This window comes from Clostridium sp. YIM B02506 (genome assembly GCF_022324845.1).
GTDB lineage: Bacteria > Bacillota > Clostridia > Clostridiales > Clostridiaceae > Clostridium_T > Clostridium_T intestinale.
In genome coordinates, this window is record NZ_JAKGTG010000026.1 from 44,380 (window position 1) to 67,816 (window position 23,437).

Here is a 23,437-nt window from a genome sequence, read left to right on the forward strand (position 1 = left end):
TCTCTATTCCTCCTTATAGTCTCCTATCATCTTTTTAAATGGTATCCATGCATATTGACTTGAGTTAATTGTATGGTCATTAGCGTCCTCAGGCTCGTACTTATCATCCTTCCATGAATAAACTTCTAACTCTCTAATGTGATTTATGCACGTGTCCATGACATAGTAATAGATTTTATTATTTGTATTAATCCATCCAAGCATTAGGTGTATTCTGTCTATAATAGTTATCTTCTTATAGGCATTAATAAAGTTATACATGTTTGGATTAGTTCTCTTATACTTCTTAAGCTCCATGATTGTAGCCTGGTCTGCTGAATCTATAAATACATCTCTAGCAAAACCCCATTCTTTTCTATTCTTCTCTAAAAACTTTACATATTTAGGAGCTATATCACTTGGAGCTAACGGTATAGTTAAATCTTTGTTATTATAAATTTCTTCATCCAGGACCACACATTCTTTATTAGCTGTAATGCCTTGAAATATAAATGCAAAAGTATCAGGGCTTTCTTGGCTATAGGAAGTATCAAGCCCTGCTGTGAACTGTATAAACTTCATTTTCTTAGCTTTATCTTTGCTTATTACATTGTGCTTTCTTTCAAAGTTAGGGAATATCAATCCTGTTGCTCTACCCCTTAACCCCAAGATTTTATTCTTGTATAGTTTAGTACCCTTAGGAGCTGCTAGTTTCTTTTTCTCTATATCTTCATCAGTCAAGGATGCATTATCATAAAAACTAAAAAACCAGTAAGTCCAATCTTTCTTGGCTTCACTGGTTAATTGCTTTAATATTTCTTTAGGTACATCCTTCTTGTATTTTTCTAGTGGTCTACTGCAGTTTATAAATTCCGAGTAGATAGGCAAGTTAGGATCATCTGGATTAAGTGTTGCCATAAGATAATCATTTCTTGTACTAACCTCTCTTACAAAATCAATTGATGCAGTGTTAATTTCATCAATCAAAACGCATCCGAATTGAGAACCTAGAACCATTTCCCACTTACTTACATTATCATACCCTAAGATATAAATAATCTTGTCCTCAGTGGCCGTATGGAGGATTATGTGAGGTATCTTATTATTCTTATCTCCATTCCCTTTATACTCTACTAGATCCCCAAACACATCTAAAAGTCCATACTCTTTTTGAATGATGTTCTTTTCTACAACCCCTGTAGTCTTACCTGCTATAACATGCATCTTCTTTTTAGACTTTGCAACCTTTAGTATGAACTTAACAATACCAACTGTAGTCTTTCCCGCTGCTGTAGTCCCTTCTAAGAACTCTACTGGTGCATTATGTTTGAGAAAGTCTTTGTACTTCTTAGATAGCTTATATTCATTACTCATTATCTTCACCTAATTCATTAAGTAAAGAATCTAACTTAGCCGTTGAATTTATACTTGCCTTTACCTCAAGCTTATCTGTGAATAATCCTAAGTGCTTTCCTAAGAGCTCTAAGTTCTTTGTCTTATCGTAAAGTTTAATTTCTCTTTCAGTTATCTCTCCACCATCCTCAGTTGGAATAGTCTTGACCTTCACAGAAGCAATTGCTGCAGTATCATCTCTACTTGCTTCTTCTCTTACAGTAGCCTCATTCATATTTATAACATCTATAGCATTAACAAATCCTAATCTAGCTAACTCCATTAATACTCTATCTGCATTAATACCAGTTCTCCTAGATCTCTCTGCTAGTGCTTCATCTACGCACGCGCGAATATTAGGTTTCGTTAAGTTCTCACATCCTATTTCTTTTGCTGTCTTAGCGCTATATCCTGCTCTAATTGCTGCTTGAGTGGCATTTAAGTCCACTAAGTATTCTTCTACAAATCTTTGTTGTTTCGGTGTTAGTTTAGCCATTAATGCCACCTCCTTAATTTTAGTAAATAAAAAAGATGTGACAAACTCACATCTTTAAATCTTCTATACATTCTATTTTTTCTTAAATATCTTTCCTATTATTCCACTACCGAGAATACCTGAAGCAAAACCATTCCCCACAGCTATAACAATCTCCTTTAAGAGATCATTGTTTCTATTTTGGTTTTGAATTTCAACCTCTTTCAATTTTTTGCCTTCTTCTATTTCTTTTTCAATTTCCTCTATTACCTTTAATTTAATATTATTTAACACATTGATATACTGTTGTTCTTTAGATCCTTTATCATCAAACATTCTCATAAATCCAAACAGCAATATAAAAAAAGTTATCATTTTAACCATATTGTTTAAGATTGAATTTATATCATTAGAAAATACAGTTATTTTTATAACATCAAACAGATTTACACTTTGTAAGAACAAAGCAAATACTGCTGAGAATATACCAATGAAATAGTTAACACTGAACTCAATAATTTTATGATTGTATTTACCTAATTTTCTTTCTAATCTTATCTTTTCAAACACAAGGTATCTATAGTCACTTTTTATTTTCTTATAATAATAGTTTTTGATATTCTCATATAGTTTTCTTGTTTGCTCAATATCTTTTTTCACTTCATTATATTCGTTTTTATCACTTTTTATTTCTTCATCAAAAAGTCTTTCGCATTCTTCAATTGCGCTTTCTTTATTTTCTTCACTTTTCTTTTTCTTTCCAAACAAATCTATCACCTCAATAAGATAATTCCTTATTTAAGATAGAAATCCTCTAATATGTATACTAAATTATTACCATTTACTTTTAAATCCCAAAATTCTTTTTATTAATCCAGTTTCTTTGTTTTCAATTTTAGTTAGTTCTTTTTCTTTATCTACTCTTTCATTATATTCACTATAAAGCTTTTTAACGATCTCTAGACTTAACTTATAATAAGCAACAATATTACAATAAATTCTATGCTCCATCCTCATAAAATACATATATATCCAAACTACAACCGTTATAAATATAAATACACTTTCCATATTTTCATATATTTTTATTTGCGAACTATAGAATGCACTCATTAATGAAAATATAGATAACGTAATTGGGATTGTAAAATTATAATTTCTTTTTTCGCTTCCATATAGATTTGCTTCAAGGATTATTATTTTTTTTCAAAATCTTCTTTGTTATTTAATATCTTCTTGTACTTTTCACAAATATTGTTGTAAAGTTGCTCTTCGAATTTACTTTTATCAATATTATTAGTATTAAACTTTGCACTCTCTCCAAAATCGCTTACAATAAGCTTATTATAAGCCTTTAGCGTCCTTTTATAGTGAAACTTAATTAACCTTTCTTTAAACAAAAAAATCACCTCAATGTCTATTAATTCAACATTTTAGTGATATTTCCTTTTAACTTAATGCTCCTTAATTTTAGGTATTAAAAAGAGCTCTATTAAGAGCTCTTATTCTTCTATTTCTATATGATTTAAATTATCACAGAACTTACAGTAAACTGATGCTTTCTTAGGAAATTTATATCCGTCTCTTTCAACGCTCTCATAAACTTCATAAAGTCTCATCTTATCTTTAGTAATGGTTTCTACATCAAATTTATTTGAATTTATTCTTTGCGGAACTACATAATACCATTCAAAACCCCTTTTGCATACCTTGCATGTGTGTTCTCCACCTATTCTCATACCCTTCACCTCCCCTTAAATAGATATTTCTATAAAAGGTGAGTAATTCCTTTATTTATCACTACTTAACATAAAAACTAATTATAGTATATATTGTACTTGCAATCGTTGATATACCAACAATCCATGTCCATACTTTAATAGTTTTCCCATAATCATTTTCTGATACCATTTTATATATACTAAAGAAAAACTCATTACTAATCAAAATATAATCATGCTTCTTTAATATTTTATCTAAATCAGTTTTCTTTAATTTACCAACCCCTCCACATTCGTTTATATAATCAGTAAAATCTTTTATGGTAAAATCTTCTTTATTTATTAATTCTTCTAAACTCATATTATCCTCTCCTTTCATAGATTAATTTCTATAAAAAGGAAGAAGTTCCTCTAATAATAATTTAAAAAGACACCCTTTCGAGTGTCTTCCCACAGTAACCACGTTTGTAAGTCCCTAACTACTGCTAAATATAATTTTACCTACTATCATTTTAAATCTTTAATAAAGTACTTACAAGGACATAAAAAGGACATTTTAATCTACTTTTACTTATTCTTTATTTAACATTTTAGCTAAGTGGTTTACTGTATCAAAATCAATTTCGTTTTTGGAATTAGTCTGATATGTTTTTAAATTAGTTGTTATAGAATCTATTATATCTTCAGTATTTTCTTTATTTACACCATTTCTATATAAAATTTTACGTATGGTATCTCTCCAGAAACTTAACTCTTTCTTATATTCATTTAACCTAGATAGCAATATTATTTGTTTCTTTTTTGAATCAGCTTCATATTTATTATATTTCTCAACTATTTTTTCATATCTATCATCCACTTTATCTATGTTTTCACTTTGTCTTTTAACATTTTCTTTAAGATCATTTATTTGCTTTGATTGCTCATCTACCTTTTCTTGTGCATCTTCTAAGTATCTTAAGCGCCTTCTTTCAAACATATATCCTATTATAAATATTAAAATACCAAACATAAGTGACTGAATTAGTATTTGTACTATTTTAATATTAAAAGTATTTCCAATTTCATCTGCATATTCTACTTTTACTTTATTATCATTTTTATCTATTACTATATCATGTAAATTTACATATTCATTAAGTGAAAAAATAATATGTATCCTCTGTTTTGCAGCTACTTTGTCTACTTCTAATATATCTCCATAATTTCCATTAATATTTGTAGTTATTGGCGTTAATCTTACTGGTTGATTTACTTTTACTTCTTTTAAATCTATTTTTTTAGGTATGCTTATTCTTAATTTGTTTAAATCATAATCTCCCAAACTTACTATATCTATATTCAATTGATATTTATTATCTTCAATTTTCATAGTATCGTTAACTCTTACTATTCCTTGTTCACTAGTCCAAAATGCTACTAAGATATTAATTAATCCTGAAACAATCGCTACCATAAGTGCACTTATTAAAGAATCTCTTACTACTTTTGACATATAAATATGCCTCCTTAAAACCATTTAATTGTGTAAAATTTTAGTTATACAAATCTTCTTTTATTATATCACAGTTTAAGCAAAAACATATTCTCCAAGTTATCAATTATTTAATTTTCGATATTATAAACTAAATTTCATCCCATCAATCCCGAAAAATAAAACGCTTAATTCCTCAACAGCTCTTTTTTTATCTCTACTAATCGTTTTATCACTACACCCTAATTCTTCTGCAATAACTGGAATCTTCTTTTTCTCAAAATAGTATTTATATATTACTTCATATCTCCTTTTATCATTGTAATTATTTGATATCTTAACCTTCTGCTTATAAAATTCAATAGCAACCTCAATATGTTTTACTATAATCTTAGTTCTTGTCCTAGTTCTCTTTATAGCATTAATATATATGCCTTCATATTCATCATCATTATCTAAATCTATTTCCTCCTCAATTTCATCTAATACTTCCTCTGGATCTTCTTCCTCAAGTTTCTTTTCATCTTCCACAGCATAATCTATATGAGTAATTAAATTATCATAGTTCCTAAGTAATAAATCTGTATTTCTTAATCTTCTATCCCTCTTTTTCTTAGCACGTTCCTTTTGCTGCTTTTCACTTTCATTAAGCACCTTTTTAACTACTTCTTCAAGTATCATCTCATCAATGTTTATCTTCGCCTTACTCATCTTAATACCTCCTATTCTTTCCTGCTGCCTTGCATAACCCTAACGTCAATAGAATCCCTATAATCGCAATAACAGCTAGTACTATTTCATTTAATTCACCTCTAATTTATCTATTAGATCTTCTACAAAGAAACATTCTTTATATCTAACTTTATTGTTATTGCCTAACACATTACAAAGAAACTGTCTATCGTTAATAACTTCTACCACCTGTACTCTAGATTTAATTTTCTTCTCGCCTTTTAGAGTTACTACAGTTGCCTTTCTCCCTATATATTTTTCTAGATCATCTAGATTCAAACCTATTTTCATATTTTCACATCCTTATAAAAAATCCCACAGAGCTACAAGATTAAGTGTACCGAAGGTTTTCTACACCTTCCTTTTTATTATTATTTTTTATTTGCTCTGTGGGTAAGGGGCTTATTTAGCTTTATTTCTTCTATTTTTACTCCTAATCTTCTTTAGTTCATAAAAATCTATAAATCCATATTCATCACCATGTGTTATATTTCTAGCGACTATGGTTAGTTTCAATTCTCTATAGAAATCATTAAATAGCTTTATTCTCATTTCGCCTTGTTGGGTAGATTGCCCTTTCACATCTACATACTCCACACTTCCATCATTGTGATATACAGTAAAATCAGGTGTATATGTTAAAGGCCTATAAGTCTTACCAAACTTCTTAAATCCTTCTCTTAGTACAAACTTAGGTTGTAACTCAAAATTAATTATTTCACCACGATATTTCCTTATCTTTAGTGCTTCATAGTATTTAGATTCATCTTTAGAATCAAATGTAATTCCATCTACTACAGTTTTATGACTTAAATACTTACTCATGGATCCACCTTCTTTTTTTACATGGAGGGTTTTACCCCTCCACTTTCTTATGCAATTATTTCGATATTCTCATTTTCTTTTAAAGCTTCTTTCAAGTATTCCTTGATACCTAAGATTGCTTTATTTCTCCAAGCTCCACCATCAGCTTCAAACAATGCAGCACTTGGACCTTCTTTCATTCTGAAAATAAACTTACTTTCAGGCTGCTCTATCTCAGGGAATGTTCTAAATGGTGCTAATGTTACAGGGTTTGGTACTTCTGCTTGTCCTAAACTTGCAACGCCAGTTTTAATTGTTACAGCTTGGCTTACTCCATTATCACCAATACTTTTAACCGCATCATCTTGAACTAGACCAGTGTATTTAAGCAACACTTTCTTATCATGTGCATCTACAAAGGAACTCTGCAGCATAATATTAAACCTTTCTGTATCTAAGAATCTCTCATATACCACATTGTTAGGAAGTATAGCTTCTGCTGATACATACTTTTCTCTGTCTTTATCCACATTTAGAGGGCTATATAAAGCAACTTCACTTGGCGACTTAACTTGAATTAATAGCTTTCCTTCTAACTCATCTACGTTTGTTTTAATATAATCCACTAAACCAGTTAATGTTGATACCGTTAATTTTGATGCTACTGGATCCGTAACTCTTGTTAAGCTAACCTTTGAAAATGTACCTTGTTCTAATTCAATTATTGGTTCTTTCTTTTCTCCTAATCCTACTAAATACTCTAAAGCTTCTCTGTTTTCCATTTTAAATTCCACCTTTTATTTAATGTGCAAGGTTTAAGCCCCTTGCCATGGCTATATTAACTTTTTAATTATTTAACTAACTTAATACCTTCTAAGTTTATTGGTTCTCTTTCTTCTGCTGTGGTTAAAACTTCTCCTGTTTCTTCATCAACCCTCATAACAGATTGTCCAGGTATCTGCTTCTTAAATTCACTTGCCATAATTCCACCCTTGCCATCTGTACCCATAACTATAGTTGTGCTTAATGGTTTTGCAGGCTCTAACTTAGGTTTTGCAATTATATCTACTGCTGTTAACTCTCTATCTTCTCTAGCTGAAAACGTAAGCTCAATAGTTAACTTTCTTTTCTTCTTCCAGTCTGTATTAGGATCTGTTATGTTTGCTAAAACCTCCTTTAATCCTATATTTACTTTTTCCGCAAATGCTCCATCTGCGAATTGTTCTAGGTTTATCATGTTTTCCATTTTCCTCATCCTTTCACTTTAAATTTATTATTAATTGACTATCAAATGATAATACAATGGTATAACTATACGTGAACTAGAGGTTATACCCCTCCTACACTCTCTTAAACTTATTACCATCATTATTAGCAGCTGTAAAAATAACTCTGCTTGATACATGAATATAGTCCATAACTTTCATCTTTGCTCTTAAAAACTCTTTTTTCTCAGTTTTATTTAATCCTTGAAGTTCTATCTTATCTGCATATAACCTCAACTCACTTAACCTGTCATACATTATCAATGCTATCTTGCTTAGTCTAAAGGCTCCTACGCAATCCTCAGAGGTTAAGTTGTTATATTGTTCAACTATCTCCTTGCATAGCTTTATATCCTGTGTAATGTCCATCTATGCACTTCCCTTTATTTCAATTTTCTTCTTACATAAAAGCTCCATACCATCCTTGTATCTGCTCTCTAATATGGATTTAGTAAAATCACTTGGAGCTACTATAAGAACTTCTTTGACTGTATCTTTAACCTCACATGGCTCTAACCAAGTTCTATATGATGTTTCTCCATATTGTTTTAAAAACACTTCTTCAAATTGAGTTAGATTAGATAGGGGTGGAAGAATTGGAGGTTCTTCTTCTTTCTTTTTATCATTATTATCATTGTTATTATTATTATCATTTTTGTTAGGTGTTAGGTCTTTGTTAGGTCTTTGTTGGTCGTTTGTTAGGTCTTTGTTAGTCCTTTGTTGGCTCTTTGTTAGGTCTTTGTTGATATCTTTGTTAGGTTGCTTTTGTTCAACTTGGTAAACCTCCCAATTCACAACACTTAAAAGCCTTCCTGTCTTTGTTGATTCATTTGTTAAAAATCCGAGTTTTTCAAAACGCTTTAAAGCAGTTCTAACATTCTGTGTGGTTACACCTTTGCCACAATTCAAAACTATATTTTCTAAACTTGTTACTGTTTGACCAGGTTTTACACTAAATTTTTGACCTTTCCACTCCCACTCTGCTTCTTTATGGTTAACCATTAATAGAATTGTAATTAAGATTGTTTTTTGCTCGGGAGTGGATTGTTTCCATATTGGTTTATCTAATAAAGATCTATACAATCCTATAAAGCCTTCCATTCTATAATCCCTCCAATTCTATCTCCAATCCTTTGCTTGCAATATATACTGGTTTACCTGTTAATCTTTCAATCTGACTTTTGAATTCATTAGCATTACTATTGCTACTAGATAAATGTATAAGCATTAAATTTCTAACTTTGCTTAAATCATTAGCTTTTAGAAATTCTTTTACATTCTCCAAACTAAAGTGAGATTTAATTAATCTATCTCTTAGTACTGGATGAATAACTTCATTCTCTAGGTTTTCTCTTAGAATATCCTCACTATAGTTACACTCAATCATAATGTGATTTACACCTTTAAACTTGTATTTGCAGTAGTAGCTATCTGTTATAAACAAAAGCTTTCCTATGTCCTTATGCTGTATTAAAAATCCTAGTGGTTCTGTTGCATCATGTTCAGCTGCAAAAGGTAGTATTGTAAAATTACCAACTTTAAGTTGTTTCTCAGATTCAATGAAAGTCAATCTATAATAGGTTTCAATATAACTTGATTCATCAGCTAAAGCTCTACATGTCCCTACACTTGAATAAACATCTATTCCGTTCTTTAATAATTCTCTTATAGCTTTAGAGTGATCTTTATGCTCATGTGAGACTAAACATCCAACTACATTCTCCAACTTAAAATCCAAGCCTTTTAGAATAGTTTTATATGGTAGTCCACACTCTATAATCAATGCTTCATTTTCATTTTGGAGTAAGTAGCAGTTACCACTACTACCACTCCCTAGTACCGTAAGTTTCATGTTAGAATCCTGGACCTTGTAATTTGACTTGTTGAGGTTGTTCCTTTTCTTTATCTGCAGGTGTAGGATCTACATCAATAACCTTTTCTTCATTATCTTTAATATCAATTTCTTTTGTGTTAGCTTTTTCAGTAATTTCTTGCTTAACTTCATAATCAACACTTACTATGTCTTTTTCCTCATATGGTTCTTTATCTGTATTGTTAAATGCTTCAACTAAGATATCACTATCATCTGAGGTATTAACAAACATCTTACAAGCTCTATTAATTACTGTTTTCTTTGCCATTTCATCAGTGAAGTTACTATGAGCTCCTGATTTGCCTTTAGCATATCCTTGGTTCCATGAATTTTTAATTTGATTTATATTCATAACCTCAGTGTGAATCGGACCATCTTCACCTAACACTATTGCAAAAGCACCTTTAATTTTATTGATATCTATATTTTCAAACTTAGGATTAAACTTAGTTATTTTAAGTGTTGCAGTATCCAAGTTAAATTCTTGTTCAAATTCATCACCCTCATAGATGCAATAAGCTTTAACATCTTTTACATCCTTAAGCCTTTTAGTAACTGCTACAGTTCCCATATAGCTTTTCATAAGCTGTAGCTTATTTCCGTATACTACAAAGTAACATTGTTTTTTAGAGGGGCTTAAGCCTTGAATAACCATATCCAATAATGAATTTGCTATGCTTGTCTTAGTGCAAACTTGTAATGCAGGTTTCTTTTCTCTATCTACTGTTTCCTGTAATATTAACCATGCACTTTTAATAGCATTTTCTGCACTATATCCAGGTGGTATTACTAAATCACCTTTCTTATTTAAATCTTGTACTCTTGCTAAGACTTCATCAGTTACATTCTTCTCTTGGACAGCTACTGCAGCTGTATTTTTATCTGACATATTTATACCTCACTTTCAATTCGTAATGGCTTATCTGTACTTACAATAAGATTGACAATCTGACTATCAGTATCTATAAGGTTATTTACAGACTCTCTATTATCAATGAATATAGGAGCTTGTACATCATAGAAACTTGATAAAGCGTTTATTATATCTAGTCCTGCATTATATTGACTTGCTGTATTTGCATTACTGAAAGGTACTCCATCTATAAGAGCTTCACAGCACTCATTGATTCCTCCATTAACTTGAGTTTCAAATAGCTTAAACTTCACATACTTAAATTTTTCATTAATACTACTTTCAAGAAGATTAACTTTAGTCTTTATAAATTCCTCACATAAATACTCTGTTTTCTCTAAATCTGCTATCAGTTGAGCTAGTTTCTTTTCTTCACCCAAAAGCTCTGCTATTCTAGTTTTTATTTTTTCATTGCTTTCTTTAGCTGCTAATTCCTTATTTATTTTCTCTAAATCAGCCTGTAATGATATCTTTTTATTCTTAAGTTCATGAATATCTTGATTAACTTCTGTAGGTTCACTGATCTTATTTTCTAGTTCCTGAATCTCTTTTATTATCTCTTGATACTCTTCATTAAGATCTAAATCTATAACTATAGAGAAGTTGCTGAGTTGTTCTTCAAGTTCAAGTTTTAAAGCTTTATTTTCTTCTATATCTTTTTCAATAGCTTTGATTAAGTTATTATTCTTAACCACTCTTTCTTGATATTTTTCCAGTTCTTCTTTCTTCCTTTTACCTTCAAGATTAATGCTAGCTAACTGCCTTGATATATTTTGATTATGATTTTCTGCAAGTTCTTGACTTAGTGCTTCTATATTTTCAGGATCTAATGGTCTTTTACATGTTGGACATACAAATTTACTTTCATCAATTTCAAAAGGAGTATTTTGAACATTAACAAACTTTTCTCTTAACTCATTTAATTCTTTTCCTATCCTATCTGAAATAAGAGTATTGTTCTCAAGTTCTCTCTTAGCTGTATCTAAGTCTCTTTCAAGATTTATAAGGTTGCTCTTAACTTCCCACTCTAATTTATTGTGTAAGTCTAATTTAGGTTTCTCAGCTTTTCTCTTTTCAGAAAACTCAATATCCTTAAGTTTTGTCTTTAATTTATATAGCTTGTCTTGGTGTTGAAGCTTTTCTTCATTCACTTTACTTCCATCCATAAGCTTATTTTCAATAGAGTTAATTGCACTTGATACACTTCTTTTTTGAAACTCTAAAGCTTCAAAATCATGTTCTGATATAGAGTTATTAAGTTCATCTACTCTATAAGGGATTGATTTTTTATCTTCAACTAACTTTTTCTTTTTAGCTGCAGTAACTTTCTTAAGTTCATCTATATTATCTGAATTTGAGAAATTCTTAAGTCCTGCTAATTCAGCCTTTGATGCAATTATTCTCTCATTGGTTATATCACCTACAATTTTGAGAATAATTCCACGCCTATCTTGCCACTTCATATTAGTACTAAAGTACAAAGGATTAGTTATTAATTTAAAGATGTTTTCATCTATGATTTCATTGATTTTCTTCTTATATTCACCCATCTTAGTAGGTACTTCATCAATGTAGTAATTTGTAACTGTCCCCTTGAGCTCACTTTCTATATCACCACGTTGCTTTACCCACTTCTCTTTTAAAAGCTTATTTAGCTTTATTTCTCTACCATCTATACTTAATAGAGCTTCCACTTCTGTTTCTAGCATGTGAACCACGTTGTTATCTTCATCTAAAGGCTGAATATCAAACTTACTTCTATCTTGGCTATCTTTATCAAAAAGTAACCATGTGAAGCTATCAAAAATAGTAGTCTTTCCTGTAGCATTTTCTCCAAAGATATTAGTAACCTTTGAGAAGTTTATACTTAAGGCTGTTATTCCTTTAAAGTTCTTTAATTTAAGACTCTTTAAAACTATAATCATCTATATTTCCTCCAATTTATCTCTTATTAGCTCTGGATCTATCTCTATATTTTCTCCAGTAGCTTGTTTATAAACTTGTCCATCTTGAATGTTATATTTGAAACTTTTCTCTATATCTGTTATATTGTTATTGAATGATTTATTTGTTGTTGCTTCGGCAACTTCTTTTTTTATGCCAAAAATCTCTTTAGCTTTTTCTAAAGCTTCTTCTTTTTCCATACCTTCTAGCTTTAATCTTGCTGCTTCTTTAGCAACCTCTAAATATAGTCTTAGAATATTACCCATAACTCCCTCCTAACCTTATGAAAATTATTAAAAATCTTTAATCCTTTAAAGCTTGGTTTAATACTGTATTTTTGACATTGCATTATATACTCATTTAGAATTTGTACTGGCATTGTCTCAACTCCTACCTTATAGTTACTTCATAAAAGAAATAGAACATTAGTAATATAGCTGCAAAACATATAAAGAAATCGGCATTAGTTGTCTTGTACTTCATCTTTTTCTCCCTTCATAGCTTGTACCACTAAAATATCAACCTGCTCACTTACTTCTAATGTTCTTGAATCTAATGGTCCATACTTAATTCATATTCGTTTAACTTTTCTTTTAACTCCTTCATACAGTTTTCTCACCTACCAAGCTCACTTTAAACTTATTAATAAAGTATATTTGCCCTTTACCTGTTACTTTAGGTGTCTTGGATATGCTTATATGTCCATCGCTATGATTTATTGATGTTTCTTTAACTTCAAATAACTCTAATTCCATTGATTTTTGGGTAGGCATATTATAGTCAGTTCCTTTTCTTTTAATAAGAAATCCATTTTCTCTAAGCCAAGCGAATAATCTATTTGCACCTATCTCTACCCCATTTTGTTTTAATAGTTTTGCTAAATCTCCAACTAATATAGAAGTATGTGAAGCTGATACTGCATCAGCAAATATAACTTTAGGTTTGTCTGTTTCAATTTGACTTTCTAGTTTATTGATTTTACTATCTGCCATTCTTAAAGCTCTTGACATAACAGCCTCTGGAGTATTCCATTGTTTTTCTAAGTCAATAAAATATTTTCTTGCTGTTTTACCTTTATCACTTTTCTGTAGCATTGATAGTTCTTTTGCCATATCAATGGTTATTTCATAATCAATAGCATCATGTTCAGCTCCATTAGATGTTCGAATTTTTATTCGGAGTTCTCTATAATCTTCATTTTCAACAAATCCATAATCTTTGTACTTACTAAACCACTTCATGAATTCTGTATATGGCTTGTCCAAGAACTCCCACAAATTTCTTGCACTTGTCGTTTGTATATCATTTTCGTAATTTATTTTTATTAAATCTTTCATGTTATTCTCTCCTTTCTTTGTTCCTTTCAGCAAATAATGGTAAAATATTGTTGAAGGGAGGGGATTAAATGGAAAATATTCAAGTTCATTATTCAACAAAGGCTAAAGCTCATGAGTTGGTAATGTTAAAGTTAAAATCCGAAAACTTATCAGAAATTTCTACATCTGAAATTACGAAAAAATATCTAGAAATGTATGATGAAGCATTTTCGGTTCTTGAACAAGATAGGGTTCAAAAAATTAAACTTAAAAGAGGGTTTTAATTACATCGCTCTAGCTGACACTAACTCTGCTAGAGCTTTTATCATATCTACAGTTTCTTGTGTTAAGTACTGACTATTTTCTGTAGCTCTTTTTATATCTGAATCTACATATTCACAAATGCTTACTATTGTTTTATCTAAGCTTTCAAATATAGTTTTATCTTTTTCCACTTTTAAATCACTCCTTTACTTATTTAAACCTATGTTTAATTTATCAATCTTCTCATTACAATTTTGTTGCAATGAGCTTGTACAATTAATTTACTTCTCTCTTTTTCAGCGCTTCAATTACTCCATCTAAAACAGGTATTTGAATTTCTTTAGGACATTTTTTCAAAAAGTATTCAAGGCTGAATTCTGCCACCCCTTTGTAGAATTCTGTCATATCTTCTGGCATATTAATTACAACTTCATAGTCATCATACATTGCTAATTCCTCCACTTATTAATTTACTAACTTAACAAATAGAGTTCCTAAAACAATGCTTCTTTAATCATCTTTCAATTATAGTTTTTAAATTATATTGAGATTTAGATTAAATTTCCCTATGTTCTACACTTACCTTTGCAATCCATTCTTGGAGCATTTCCTTGTTTATAAGCCACTTATTTCCATTCTTAAAACATGGAAAATCTTTTGTGTGTACTAATTTCCTTATTTTATCTGCTGATATTCCTGCGTATATTGCAGCTTCTTCTATGGTAAGAGTTATTTTTAGATTTATAAGTCCAAGTTCTTCTACGGTTAAAGCTTTTATTTTCGGCATATAATATCCTCCTTATTTTTATACTTGTATTTCCGTCATTTTAGGTATTAGATTTAAATCTATCTTTAGGTATTGAGCTAATGTAAGTAATGTCTCTACGCTAGGCATATATCTTCCGTTTTCTACATCTGATATATAATTTCTTGATATACCTGTATCATCAGAAACTTTTTGTTGTGTTAAATTCTTGCTTGTCCTAGCATTTTTTATTATCTCACCAATTACTTTTTGTTTGTTTTCTTTTGTCATGTTCTCACCTCCATGAACTAATTGTATTGTATTTACGTCATTGTGTAAATTATTAAATACTAGCATTTCCGACCATTAAAGAAGATTACCAAGCATTAACTTGTTATTCCGTCATTTTGCTTATTTTTACTTGTATTTCCGTCATTTTAATACTTGTCCACCCGACATTTTATGGGTATAATAAAAATATAGAAGGTCGGAAATAACGACATTAAGGTGTGAGGTAATTTATTATGAGTATAGGTGAAAAAATAAAAGCATCAAGAAAAGAACGCGGATTAACCCAAGTTGACTTAGCTAATAAAGCCAATATATCTCGTTCTTATTTAGCAGACATTGAGAGAAATAGATATAATCCAAGCATTGATGTTGTTAGGTCTATTGCTCTTGCTCTAGATACTCCACTTTCATTCTTTTTTACTGAAGAAGAAACTATAAGTGGCTTAAACATTGAATTAAATAATAGAGATAAAAAAGATATAAGCAAAGCTCTCACTGAAACATTAGAACAACTTCAAGAAGATCAGGAAGGTTTAATGTTTGATGGGGAACCTATTGATGAAGAAACTAAAGAATTGCTTAGAATAAGTTTAGAAAATTCTATGAGATTAGCAAAGCAAATAGCAAAAAGTAAATTTACTCCAAAAAAATATAAGAAATAAATAAGGGGAATTTATGAGAAAAAGAATAGATACCGAAATAGATAAATTAGTTAATAAATATAAGACTAATAATCCTTTTGATATAGCTAAAGGGGAAAATATAATTATCTTTAAAGAGCCGTTAGGCTCAATAAATGGGTATTACAATAAATTTGTCAGACAAAAGATGATACATGTAAATGAGGACTTAACATATTCTAAGCAATTATTTACATGTGGTCATGAATTAGGACATGCTATTTTTCATCCTAATGCAAATACGCCTTTTTTAATTAACAATACTTTTTATTCAGTGGATAAATTAGAGAGACAAGCTAATTATTTCGCTGCAAAACTATTAATACCCGCTGACATTTTAAAAGTATATGTTGGATATACCCTTGAGCATATAGCTTGCGCAGAAAGTATACCACTACCTCTATTAAAACTAAGATTTAATATAGAATAATAAAAAAATGCTTAATGCATTATATATTTTTTCGCTTTAGGAGAACATATGTTTGAAAAGGAGGTGATTTTATGAACTTTGCAACCAAAGAAGCTGAAAATTTATACCATGAACTTACCCAAAAATATGGATATGTTCACATTAATGCTTCTGAACCTATTAGTGTAGATGCCTTAAACGATTTAGAAAAATTTATGATTAATATCAAGGAAAAGCATTCAAAGAAAAAAGATTTAGATTATTACTTTAGTGATATAGAATGGTAACTCTTATTTATATCTGAGATAAAGGAGGAAAAAATGGCAGTTAAAACAAATTCAAATGTTAATGGAAATAAATATTACAGAATAAGATTACTGGTTGGATATGATAGTAATGGTGGAAAAGTTTTTAAAAACTTTTATGGTAAAAGTAAATCTGAAGCTGAAAGAAAAAAAGAAGCCTATGAAAGAGACTTGAAAAATGGTATAGATGTAACCTCAAAAGCTATAGAGTACACGTTGAACGAAGCTTTTAAAGAATGGTTGTTTAATGTAATCATGCCTAGTGGTATAAAAACTAGTACTTTTGAAACATATGAAACATTATATAGATTATATATAAAAGATTCTAAAATAGGTGTAAAAAAGGTTAAGGATATAAAAACTGTTGTAGTTCAATCATATTTAAACAATCTATATCATGCAGGTAAGAAATATACTTTATTATCTAAACTCACCAAATTACTTAAAAGATTTTTCAATTATCAGATAGAAACTGACATAATAATTAAAAACCCTTGTATGAGCGTTAAAGTTCCTGGGCAAATAAATTATTTAAAAGAAAAAAATGCTAACGAAGTAGTTGTATTTTCTCCTATGGAAAGAGACATGATCTTAGACTATTTATATAAAACAAATAATAAAATTGCTGGAATAGCTTATTTAGGATTTTCATTAGGCATGAGACAGGGCGAGATATTAGCTCTATCCTGGGATGATGTAAATACCGAAGAAAGAATTATAAATATAAAGCGTTCTTTGCGATATACAAGAGATTTTGATAAAGAAGGGAATAAGATTGGTGGTAGTATGAAACTTACTATACCTAAAACAATGACATCTGTAAGAGAAATTGAATACACAGAAAGCTTTGATGCTATGTGGAAAAGAGCAAAAACTCAAAATAACTTAGATATTTTAAAAGCAGGGAAAAGCTATAATAACGAACATAACTTAATCTTTACCAATGCTCTTGGTGAGCCTCTTCTTAAAAAATATGTTTTGAGACAATGGGAAGATGCTTTAAAAGCTTTAGATTTGCCTTATAGACCTTTTCATACTACTAGACATACATTTATAACCCAAATGGCACTTGATGGGGTTCCTGAATCAATTACACAGGCTATTGTAGGGCATAAGAAAGGTTCGGAGGTTACTCATAAAATATACACTCATGTGAATAGGGAAAGTACCAAGAAAGTATTAGAAAATTATAGAATCAATGTACCTACCTTATAGCTTATGGTGGCTAGTATTTAACTAGGTGGCTAATTGGTGGCTAAATTTATTTTTTAATAATAAAAAAACAGTCCTTAAAGACTGTTATACCGCATGATACATTGTATTGAGACTAGCTGACCTGGTCTTTGACCCCACACTCGCCTGCTGGATTTTTCGCTACCCGGACTTAACCTCTCACTACTGGAACTCTCAGATTTTCTCTGGCAGGACTTACTTCTATACCGCACCATGCTCATTAAAACTTTGCCTAACTTACGTGGATCGTTTTGCCTGCGACTAGCATCGACTTTCAACCACAAACCTAGCCTCATACTCTTTTTATTATATACGACTTTGTCCAACTGTCAATATATTAACTTCTTTTGCGCCCATTTTTTTTAATTCATATGCGCATGCTAAAACTGTAGCTCCTGTTGTTACTACATCATCTATTAATATTATTACTTTATTATTAACAGTATCTCTTTCTATAATTTTAAATGCATTTTCTACATTACTTTTACGTTCTGATTTTGAGAGCTTTTTTTGTTCTTTAATATTATTTTCTTTATATAAAAGGGGCTTCATAGGTATAGAATAAAATTCTGAAACCTTTTTAGCTAAATAGTAACATTGATTAAACCCTCTCTTCTTTTCTTTACTTCTACTTAAAGGGACGTATGTTATTAAGTCTCCTGTTATGTTCCAAAACTTAACTCCATCTATAATTATATCTTTAAGTACTTCACCCGCTAAAAAATTTTTATGAACTTTAAAATCCACTATAAGCTTCTTTAACTCTTTTGTGTAGTGCATACAAGAATGTATTGTAAATTTTTCTCCCTTATATTCATCTAGCATAGTTTTTTCAACTCTTATTAATAAATCTTTGCATTTCTCACAAATATAATCTTCTTCATATTCTTCATCGCATATTAAGCATACTCCTTTATTTGGGTATACTATTGATAAAAAACATTCAAAAAGATACTTTAAACTTTTAACAAGCCTCTTTCCCATACTAATTTATTAAAATATCTAGTTATATCCTTAGCTTTTTCCATATCGTCGCTAACTTCTCTAGAAATAAGGATTACTTCACCTAAATACTTCTCTCTAGCACCTACCTTTCCACATAGATATACTATCTTCTTATAATCAAATCTACTATTCTCAGCATTTATAACTATAATATCAATATCATTAATATTATTTAAATGCTCTCCCATATACTCCGTTATTATCATAATTGGTTGATTTTTCATAGTAAGCATTTTTTCTATTTTCTTAATCTCATCACGCTCTTTAAACCTAATAATTTTAACATCCGATAGTACTTTAATTTTTTTAGTATATAAATCATATATCTTATCTCCACATTCCTCTGTAGGAACATGTAATACTATCTTCCTTTTGCTTTCTTTAAACCACTTTAAGTATTCATATAATATATAAGGCATATCTTCTTCAAGATTTATTCTTGTTGTAATTGCTCGTGGTTCTATTATCGGCCCAAGCTTATTAATACTGCTAATCTCCATACTCTCCATATTTCTATATATATCTTCAATAGAATATACTATTATCTTGTGAGCAAACTTATATAAATTATCAACCTTCTCTTTTATCTGGAGTTTAGAATAATTTGAAAAAGAAGTTATATCATCATAAATTATTAACTCTACATCATCTTTTAATACACTTAAGTTAGCTGAATTAATAAAATATAATACTCCTGGCTCTAAAGTGGTATTATAATTTTTTAAATAGGAATATTTTATATTTCGTTGATACTCTTTAATATATTTAATCAGTTCCTTATTCTCTTCATAATCATTAGTAACATATACTACCTTCTTATTAGACTGTAGTAAATCACTTATTAATTTTCCAAATACTATAGAGCTATTATATGGAACAGATAAAACATTTATAATTTTCCCCATTTCTCTGTTATACCATAACTTTAATTTATTTTCTGCATACCTTAATTCATTTATATTCTCCATAATCATCAACCCTCACTAATTAAACGCATCACTTGAAATTATATCCTTTATTCTGAATTTTAATGACGAATATCTTTCCGTAGATCGTGTGTTTTCTATCATAAATTTTAATGCTTTAATAGAACCTACTACTACTACCAACTGTTTTGCTCTAGTAATACCCGTATACAATAAATTTCTGTTCATAAGCATAGGTGATCCCATATATGCTGGAGTAATTATAACTGGAAATTCACTCCCCTGACTTTTATGTATTGTAATAGCATAAGCTAAATCCAATTCATCTAAATAAATAAAATCATAAATTACTTTTCTTTCCTCATCGAAAATTATAGTAAAAATCTTCTCTTCTTCATTTATAGACTCTATAAATCCCATGTCTCCATTAAAAACTCCTACACCTTCTGGTTCTCCGTGTCCAGCTACCCTTTTCCATTTTAGAGTATAGTTATTTTTAGTTTGCATAACTTTATCCCCTACTCTAAATATATTGTCTCTTATTTTTTTTTCTCTTTTATTATCACTTGGTGGATTCAGAATTTCTTGAAGTCTATAATTTAAGTTAGTTACTCCTAAATTCCCTTTTTTCATAGGTGTTAGTATTTGAAGATGCTTCATCTTATCCCAACTCGCATTAAACTTTGGAAGCCTGTTATTAATTAAGTCTATAAGTGTTGTCATTATATAATCTAGGTTATCCTCTTTTATGAAAAAAAAGTCCTTATCTCGCTCATTTAAAATAGGCATAGTTCCTTCATTTATCTTATGAGCATTTACAACTATAAGGCTTTCTTTTCCTTGTCTAAATATTTCTTTTAATCTTATTACTTCCGTAAAACCACTTTCTATTAAATCTTTTAATACATTTCCAGGTCCTACTGACGGGAGCTGGTCTACATCTCCAACTAATATTACTCTAGTTCCTACTCTAATAGCTTTTAGTAAGGAGTTCATAAGCATAACATCTATCATAGAAGCCTCATCTATTATTACTACATCAGCTTCTAATGGACTTCCTTCATCTTTTCCGAATATACTTTTTTCCTCACTATCAGTAACTCCCATTTCTAATAATCTATGAATAGTTTTTGCTTCTTTTCCTGTAGATTCACTCATCCTCTTAGCTGCTCTTCCTGTAGGTGCTGCTAAAATAACTCTATTTCCTGATTTCTCAAATATATTTATTATACATTTAATGATTGTTGTTTTTCCTGTTCCTGGTCCTCCAGTAATTATTTCTATTCCATTATTAAAAGCTCCTAAGATGGCTTTTTTTTGTGATGTTGCAAACTTTATATCATTTTTATTTTCAAACATAGATATTTCATACTCTATATCAGTATTAAATTTTTGAAAATTTGCTACTGATAAAGTTAATATTCTCTTTGTTATTCCTATTTCACAATAATAATAAGGTAGTGTAAAAACACCATTATCCTCATTAACCTTCTCCAAAATTAATTTTTGTTCTCTACATGCATTATATAAATTTTCTTCTATAACTTGTTTCGATACAGTTAAAACCTCAATTCCCTCTTTTATAAGAATCTCAACTGGCATATATGTATTTCCATTTGCACAAAATTGATTTATTACATATTTTATTCCACTTTCAATCCTATAAGGGGAATCCTTTTCTATACCTATACTTCTAGCAATTTTATCTGCAGTTTTAAATCCTATTCCTGTAATTTCCTCACATAAAATATATGGATTTTCTTTTACAATATTTATTGAATCTGTTCCAAATCTTTTATATATTTTTATACATTGGTTAGTTGTTACTCCATGAGTTTGAAAAAATATTATTATATTTTTTAGCTCTTTTTGTTCCTCATAGGATTCCTTTATAAGTAAAAACTTTTTTTCTCCAATGCCTTCAATTTCTCTTAACTTATTAATATCTTTGTCTAATATATCTAAAGTGTTCTCTTTAAACTTATCTATAATTTTTTTAGCAGTAATAGGTCCAATCCCATATATAACTCCAGAAGATAGATACTTCTCTATTCCTTCTAGTGTATTTGGTATAATCTCTTCACACTCTTCTATTTTAATTTGTCTCCCAAAGCTAGGATGCAATACCCATTCACCTTTTATCTTTAAGTGTATGCCTTCTTTTATAAAAGGAACTACTCCAACAGCTGTAAATGACTTTTCTCCATTAGAAAGCTTTGCAACCATATATCCATTTTCTTCATTATGAAATACTATACTTTCTATTATTCCACTTATTTCTTCCATCTAATCTTGCTCCTTAAGTATTCTTAACCTTAAAAGGCATATATTATGATTATACCATAAATTTATATTTATATTTCACTGTTTAGTTTATTGACTGAAATACTCTTTGAAGTTATTCTTAATTTAGGAGGCGATAACAAAAATGTTAATTAAAAATGTTAATATTATATTTTTAGATAAAGTTGAAAAAGGAGATATATTAATAAATGACGGTAAAATCAAGAGCATTAACCCTGATTCTTACGAATTAGATGATAAGGTAATTGATGGTACAGGTTTATATTTATCTCCTGGTTTTATAGATGTTCATATACATGGTGCTGGCGGTTACGATACTATGAATGGAACTTATGAATCCTTAAATGAAATCTCAAAAAACATAGTTAAACACGGTACAACTTCATTTACGCCAACAACAATGACTGTTGCTATTAAAGATATATATAAGTCTATGGAAGCTATATCAAAGGCTAAGGAAATAGGTACTGAAGGAGCCAATGTATTAGGTGCTCATTTAGAAGGCCCTTTTATTAGTCCACAAGCAATTGGTGCGCAAAACCCTAATTTCCTTCAAAAACCATCTAAGGAAACTTATCATGATATGGTAGGTGAATATGAGGATGCAGTAACTTCTATAACTATAGCTCCAGAAGTAGAAGGGGCATTAGAATTAATTTCTTACTTAGATAATAAAGGTGTTAGAGTTTCATTAGGACATACTAAGGCGACTTATGAAGAGGCAATGGAAGGCATAAAACATGGTGTATCACACTCCACGCATCTTTTTAATGCTATGACTCCATTTCAACATAGAGAAGCTGGAACTGTTGGAGCTATTTTTGATTCAAATATAACTACAGAAACTATTTCTGATGGAATTCATATATCTTATCCTTCTTTAAGAACCGCATATAAAATAAAGACAACTGATAAAGTTTTATTAGTATCTGACGCAATGGAAGCCTGTTGTATGCCTGAAGGCTCTTATTCTTTGGGTGGGCAGCCTGTAATAGTTAAAAATGGTGCTGCAAGGTTAGAAAATGGAGCTCTTGCGGGTTCTATCCTAACGCTTGATAATGCTATTAAAAATGTATATAAAAATACAAACTATCCACTACATGAGGTTATTAAGATGGCTACTTATAATCCTGCAAAACATTGTAAGGTTGATGACAAAAAAGGTATAATAAAAGAAGGTTATGATGCTGATTTAGTTTTATTTGATGATAATATTGAAATTAAATATTCGATAATTGGCGGAAAAATAGTTTATTCTAATAATTAGAAGAAAAGTGGTTTATAAAATGATAACTTACAATCATTTTATAACCAGGGGATGTAGAAAGATTTGTGTGAAAACAAATCTACTACATCCTTTTTTGCATTATCTAATGGTAGATTTGGA

General features: G+C 29.8%; 33 protein-coding genes. 6 read left to right on the forward strand and 27 right to left on the reverse strand.

What is annotated here, in order from left to right; translation table 11 throughout:
• Positions 1-3: 3 nt before the first annotated feature.
• From L1S49_RS17190 to L1S49_RS17285, 20 genes are all read right to left on the reverse strand, one after another.
• Entirely contained in the window at positions 4-1,353 is a 1,350-nt protein-coding gene (locus tag L1S49_RS17190; protein WP_238906641.1) for a terminase, read from the reverse strand.
• Positions 1,346-1,867 carry a terminase small subunit gene (locus L1S49_RS17195; RefSeq protein ID WP_238906642.1) on the reverse strand — a complete coding sequence of 174 codons (522 nt, stop codon included), beginning with the start codon at positions 1,865-1,867 and terminating at the stop codon, positions 1,346-1,348. Before L1S49_RS17195 ends, L1S49_RS17190 begins: the two co-directional genes overlap by 8 nt.
• Positions 1,868-1,939: 72 nt before the next feature.
• Positions 1,940-2,614 (reverse strand): hypothetical protein, encoded by a 675-nt coding sequence (locus tag L1S49_RS17200; protein ID WP_238906643.1) that lies wholly within the window; start codon positions 2,612-2,614, stop codon positions 1,940-1,942.
• Positions 2,615-2,680: 66 nt separating this feature from the next.
• Positions 2,681-2,917 carry a hypothetical protein gene (locus L1S49_RS17205; protein ID WP_238906644.1) on the reverse strand — a complete coding sequence of 79 codons (237 nt, stop codon included), beginning with the start codon at positions 2,915-2,917 and terminating at the stop codon, positions 2,681-2,683.
• Positions 2,918-3,042: 125 nt separating this feature from the next.
• The gene (locus tag L1S49_RS17210; protein ID WP_238906645.1) at positions 3,043-3,246 is read right to left on the reverse strand and encodes a hypothetical protein; all 204 of its coding nucleotides are present in this window, start codon (positions 3,244-3,246) and stop codon (positions 3,043-3,045) included.
• Between the two features lie 102 nt (positions 3,247-3,348).
• Positions 3,349-3,585: a hypothetical protein gene (locus L1S49_RS17215; RefSeq protein WP_238906646.1), complete on the reverse strand. Its 237-nt coding sequence runs from the start codon at positions 3,583-3,585 to the stop codon at positions 3,349-3,351.
• 61 nt (positions 3,586-3,646) lie between these two features.
• A complete protein-coding gene (locus L1S49_RS17220; protein ID WP_238906647.1) occupies positions 3,647-3,928 on the reverse strand; it encodes a hypothetical protein in 282 nt (93 codons plus the stop codon).
• 210 nt (positions 3,929-4,138) lie between these two features.
• On the reverse strand, positions 4,139-5,062 hold the full coding sequence (locus L1S49_RS17225) for a hypothetical protein (protein ID WP_238906648.1): 924 nt from the start codon (positions 5,060-5,062) through the stop codon (positions 4,139-4,141).
• A gap of 123 nt (positions 5,063-5,185) precedes the next feature.
• Positions 5,186-5,752, reverse strand: a complete 567-nt coding sequence (locus L1S49_RS17230; protein ID WP_238906649.1) for a helix-turn-helix domain-containing protein — start codon at positions 5,750-5,752, stop codon at positions 5,186-5,188.
• A gap of 90 nt (positions 5,753-5,842) precedes the next feature.
• Positions 5,843-6,064, reverse strand: a complete 222-nt coding sequence (locus L1S49_RS17235) for a hypothetical protein (protein ID WP_238906650.1) — start codon at positions 6,062-6,064, stop codon at positions 5,843-5,845.
• A 111-nt stretch (positions 6,065-6,175) separates the two neighbouring features.
• Complete coding sequence (locus tag L1S49_RS17240) at positions 6,176-6,598, reverse strand: DUF1064 domain-containing protein (protein ID WP_238906651.1); 423 nt, start codon at positions 6,596-6,598, stop codon at positions 6,176-6,178.
• Between the two features lie 47 nt (positions 6,599-6,645).
• On the reverse strand, positions 6,646-7,359 hold the full coding sequence (locus L1S49_RS17245; protein WP_238906652.1) for a hypothetical protein: 714 nt from the start codon (positions 7,357-7,359) through the stop codon (positions 6,646-6,648).
• 68 nt (positions 7,360-7,427) lie between these two features.
• The gene (locus L1S49_RS17250) at positions 7,428-7,823 is read right to left on the reverse strand and encodes a replication terminator protein (protein WP_238906653.1); all 396 of its coding nucleotides are present in this window, start codon (positions 7,821-7,823) and stop codon (positions 7,428-7,430) included.
• 94 nt (positions 7,824-7,917) lie between these two features.
• The gene (locus L1S49_RS17255; protein ID WP_238906654.1) at positions 7,918-8,211 is read right to left on the reverse strand and encodes a hypothetical protein; all 294 of its coding nucleotides are present in this window, start codon (positions 8,209-8,211) and stop codon (positions 7,918-7,920) included.
• Complete coding sequence (locus tag L1S49_RS17260) at positions 8,212-8,943, reverse strand: DnaA N-terminal domain-containing protein (RefSeq protein ID WP_238906655.1); 732 nt, start codon at positions 8,941-8,943, stop codon at positions 8,212-8,214.
• 1 nt (position 8,944) lies between these two features.
• Positions 8,945-9,694 (reverse strand): MBL fold metallo-hydrolase, encoded by a 750-nt coding sequence (locus L1S49_RS17265; protein WP_238906656.1) that lies wholly within the window; start codon positions 9,692-9,694, stop codon positions 8,945-8,947.
• A 1-nt stretch (position 9,695) separates the two neighbouring features.
• On the reverse strand, positions 9,696-10,604 hold the full coding sequence (locus tag L1S49_RS17270) for a RecT family recombinase (RefSeq protein WP_238906657.1): 909 nt from the start codon (positions 10,602-10,604) through the stop codon (positions 9,696-9,698).
• Positions 10,605-10,606: 2 nt separating this feature from the next.
• Positions 10,607-12,553: an ATP-binding protein gene (locus L1S49_RS17275; RefSeq protein WP_238906658.1), complete on the reverse strand. Its 1,947-nt coding sequence runs from the start codon at positions 12,551-12,553 to the stop codon at positions 10,607-10,609.
• Complete coding sequence (locus L1S49_RS17280) at positions 12,554-12,838, reverse strand: hypothetical protein (protein ID WP_238906659.1); 285 nt, start codon at positions 12,836-12,838, stop codon at positions 12,554-12,556. It abuts the gene before it with no gap.
• Positions 12,839-13,174: 336 nt separating this feature from the next.
• On the reverse strand, positions 13,175-13,909 hold the full coding sequence (locus tag L1S49_RS17285; RefSeq protein WP_238906660.1) for a phage antirepressor KilAC domain-containing protein: 735 nt from the start codon (positions 13,907-13,909) through the stop codon (positions 13,175-13,177).
• Between the two features lie 68 nt (positions 13,910-13,977).
• Here L1S49_RS17285 and L1S49_RS17290 point away from each other — a divergent pair, with 68 nt between their 5' ends.
• Positions 13,978-14,172, forward strand: a complete 195-nt coding sequence (locus tag L1S49_RS17290; protein ID WP_238906661.1) for a hypothetical protein — start codon at positions 13,978-13,980, stop codon at positions 14,170-14,172.
• Here L1S49_RS17290 and L1S49_RS17295 read toward each other — a convergent pair whose 3' ends face one another.
• The 4 genes from L1S49_RS17295 to L1S49_RS17310 form a co-directional block, all read right to left on the reverse strand.
• On the reverse strand, positions 14,173-14,343 hold the full coding sequence (locus L1S49_RS17295) for a hypothetical protein (protein ID WP_238906662.1): 171 nt from the start codon (positions 14,341-14,343) through the stop codon (positions 14,173-14,175).
• A gap of 85 nt (positions 14,344-14,428) precedes the next feature.
• Positions 14,429-14,599, reverse strand: a complete 171-nt coding sequence (locus tag L1S49_RS17300) for a hypothetical protein (protein WP_238906663.1) — start codon at positions 14,597-14,599, stop codon at positions 14,429-14,431.
• Between the two features lie 109 nt (positions 14,600-14,708).
• A complete protein-coding gene (locus L1S49_RS17305; RefSeq protein ID WP_181601424.1) occupies positions 14,709-14,939 on the reverse strand; it encodes a helix-turn-helix domain-containing protein in 231 nt (76 codons plus the stop codon).
• 18 nt (positions 14,940-14,957) lie between these two features.
• The gene (locus L1S49_RS17310) at positions 14,958-15,188 is read right to left on the reverse strand and encodes a helix-turn-helix transcriptional regulator (protein WP_181601425.1); all 231 of its coding nucleotides are present in this window, start codon (positions 15,186-15,188) and stop codon (positions 14,958-14,960) included.
• Between the two features lie 233 nt (positions 15,189-15,421).
• Here L1S49_RS17310 and L1S49_RS17315 point away from each other — a divergent pair, with 233 nt between their 5' ends.
• From L1S49_RS17315 to L1S49_RS17330, 4 genes are all read left to right on the forward strand, one after another.
• On the forward strand, positions 15,422-15,850 hold the full coding sequence (locus tag L1S49_RS17315; protein WP_181601426.1) for a helix-turn-helix transcriptional regulator: 429 nt from the start codon (positions 15,422-15,424) through the stop codon (positions 15,848-15,850).
• Positions 15,851-15,863: 13 nt separating this feature from the next.
• The gene (locus L1S49_RS17320) at positions 15,864-16,298 is read left to right on the forward strand and encodes an ImmA/IrrE family metallo-endopeptidase (RefSeq protein ID WP_181601427.1); all 435 of its coding nucleotides are present in this window, start codon (positions 15,864-15,866) and stop codon (positions 16,296-16,298) included.
• 71 nt (positions 16,299-16,369) lie between these two features.
• Positions 16,370-16,564 carry a hypothetical protein gene (locus L1S49_RS17325; protein ID WP_238906664.1) on the forward strand — a complete coding sequence of 65 codons (195 nt, stop codon included), beginning with the start codon at positions 16,370-16,372 and terminating at the stop codon, positions 16,562-16,564.
• Positions 16,565-16,597: 33 nt separating this feature from the next.
• Positions 16,598-17,797, forward strand: a complete 1,200-nt coding sequence (locus L1S49_RS17330) for a site-specific integrase (RefSeq protein ID WP_238906665.1) — start codon at positions 16,598-16,600, stop codon at positions 17,795-17,797.
• Between the two features lie 324 nt (positions 17,798-18,121).
• Here the strand turns inward: L1S49_RS17330 and L1S49_RS17335 are convergent, their stop codons facing one another.
• The 3 genes from L1S49_RS17335 to L1S49_RS17345 are packed head-to-tail and all read right to left on the reverse strand — an operon-like array spanning position 18,122 to position 22,032.
• The gene (locus L1S49_RS17335) at positions 18,122-18,799 is read right to left on the reverse strand and encodes a ComF family protein (RefSeq protein ID WP_238906666.1); all 678 of its coding nucleotides are present in this window, start codon (positions 18,797-18,799) and stop codon (positions 18,122-18,124) included.
• Complete coding sequence (locus L1S49_RS17340) at positions 18,772-19,788, reverse strand: hypothetical protein (RefSeq protein WP_238906667.1); 1,017 nt, start codon at positions 19,786-19,788, stop codon at positions 18,772-18,774. The genes L1S49_RS17335 and L1S49_RS17340 overlap by 28 nt, the downstream gene beginning before the upstream one ends.
• A 15-nt stretch (positions 19,789-19,803) precedes the next feature.
• Positions 19,804-22,032 (reverse strand): ATP-dependent RecD-like DNA helicase, encoded by a 2,229-nt coding sequence (locus tag L1S49_RS17345; RefSeq protein ID WP_073022622.1) that lies wholly within the window; start codon positions 22,030-22,032, stop codon positions 19,804-19,806.
• A 142-nt stretch (positions 22,033-22,174) separates the two neighbouring features.
• On the opposite strand from L1S49_RS17345, the gene nagA reads away from it, so the two are divergent.
• On the forward strand, positions 22,175-23,317 hold the full coding sequence (nagA, locus tag L1S49_RS17350) for an N-acetylglucosamine-6-phosphate deacetylase (protein WP_238906668.1): 1,143 nt from the start codon (positions 22,175-22,177) through the stop codon (positions 23,315-23,317).
• Positions 23,318-23,437: the final 120 nt, after the last annotated feature.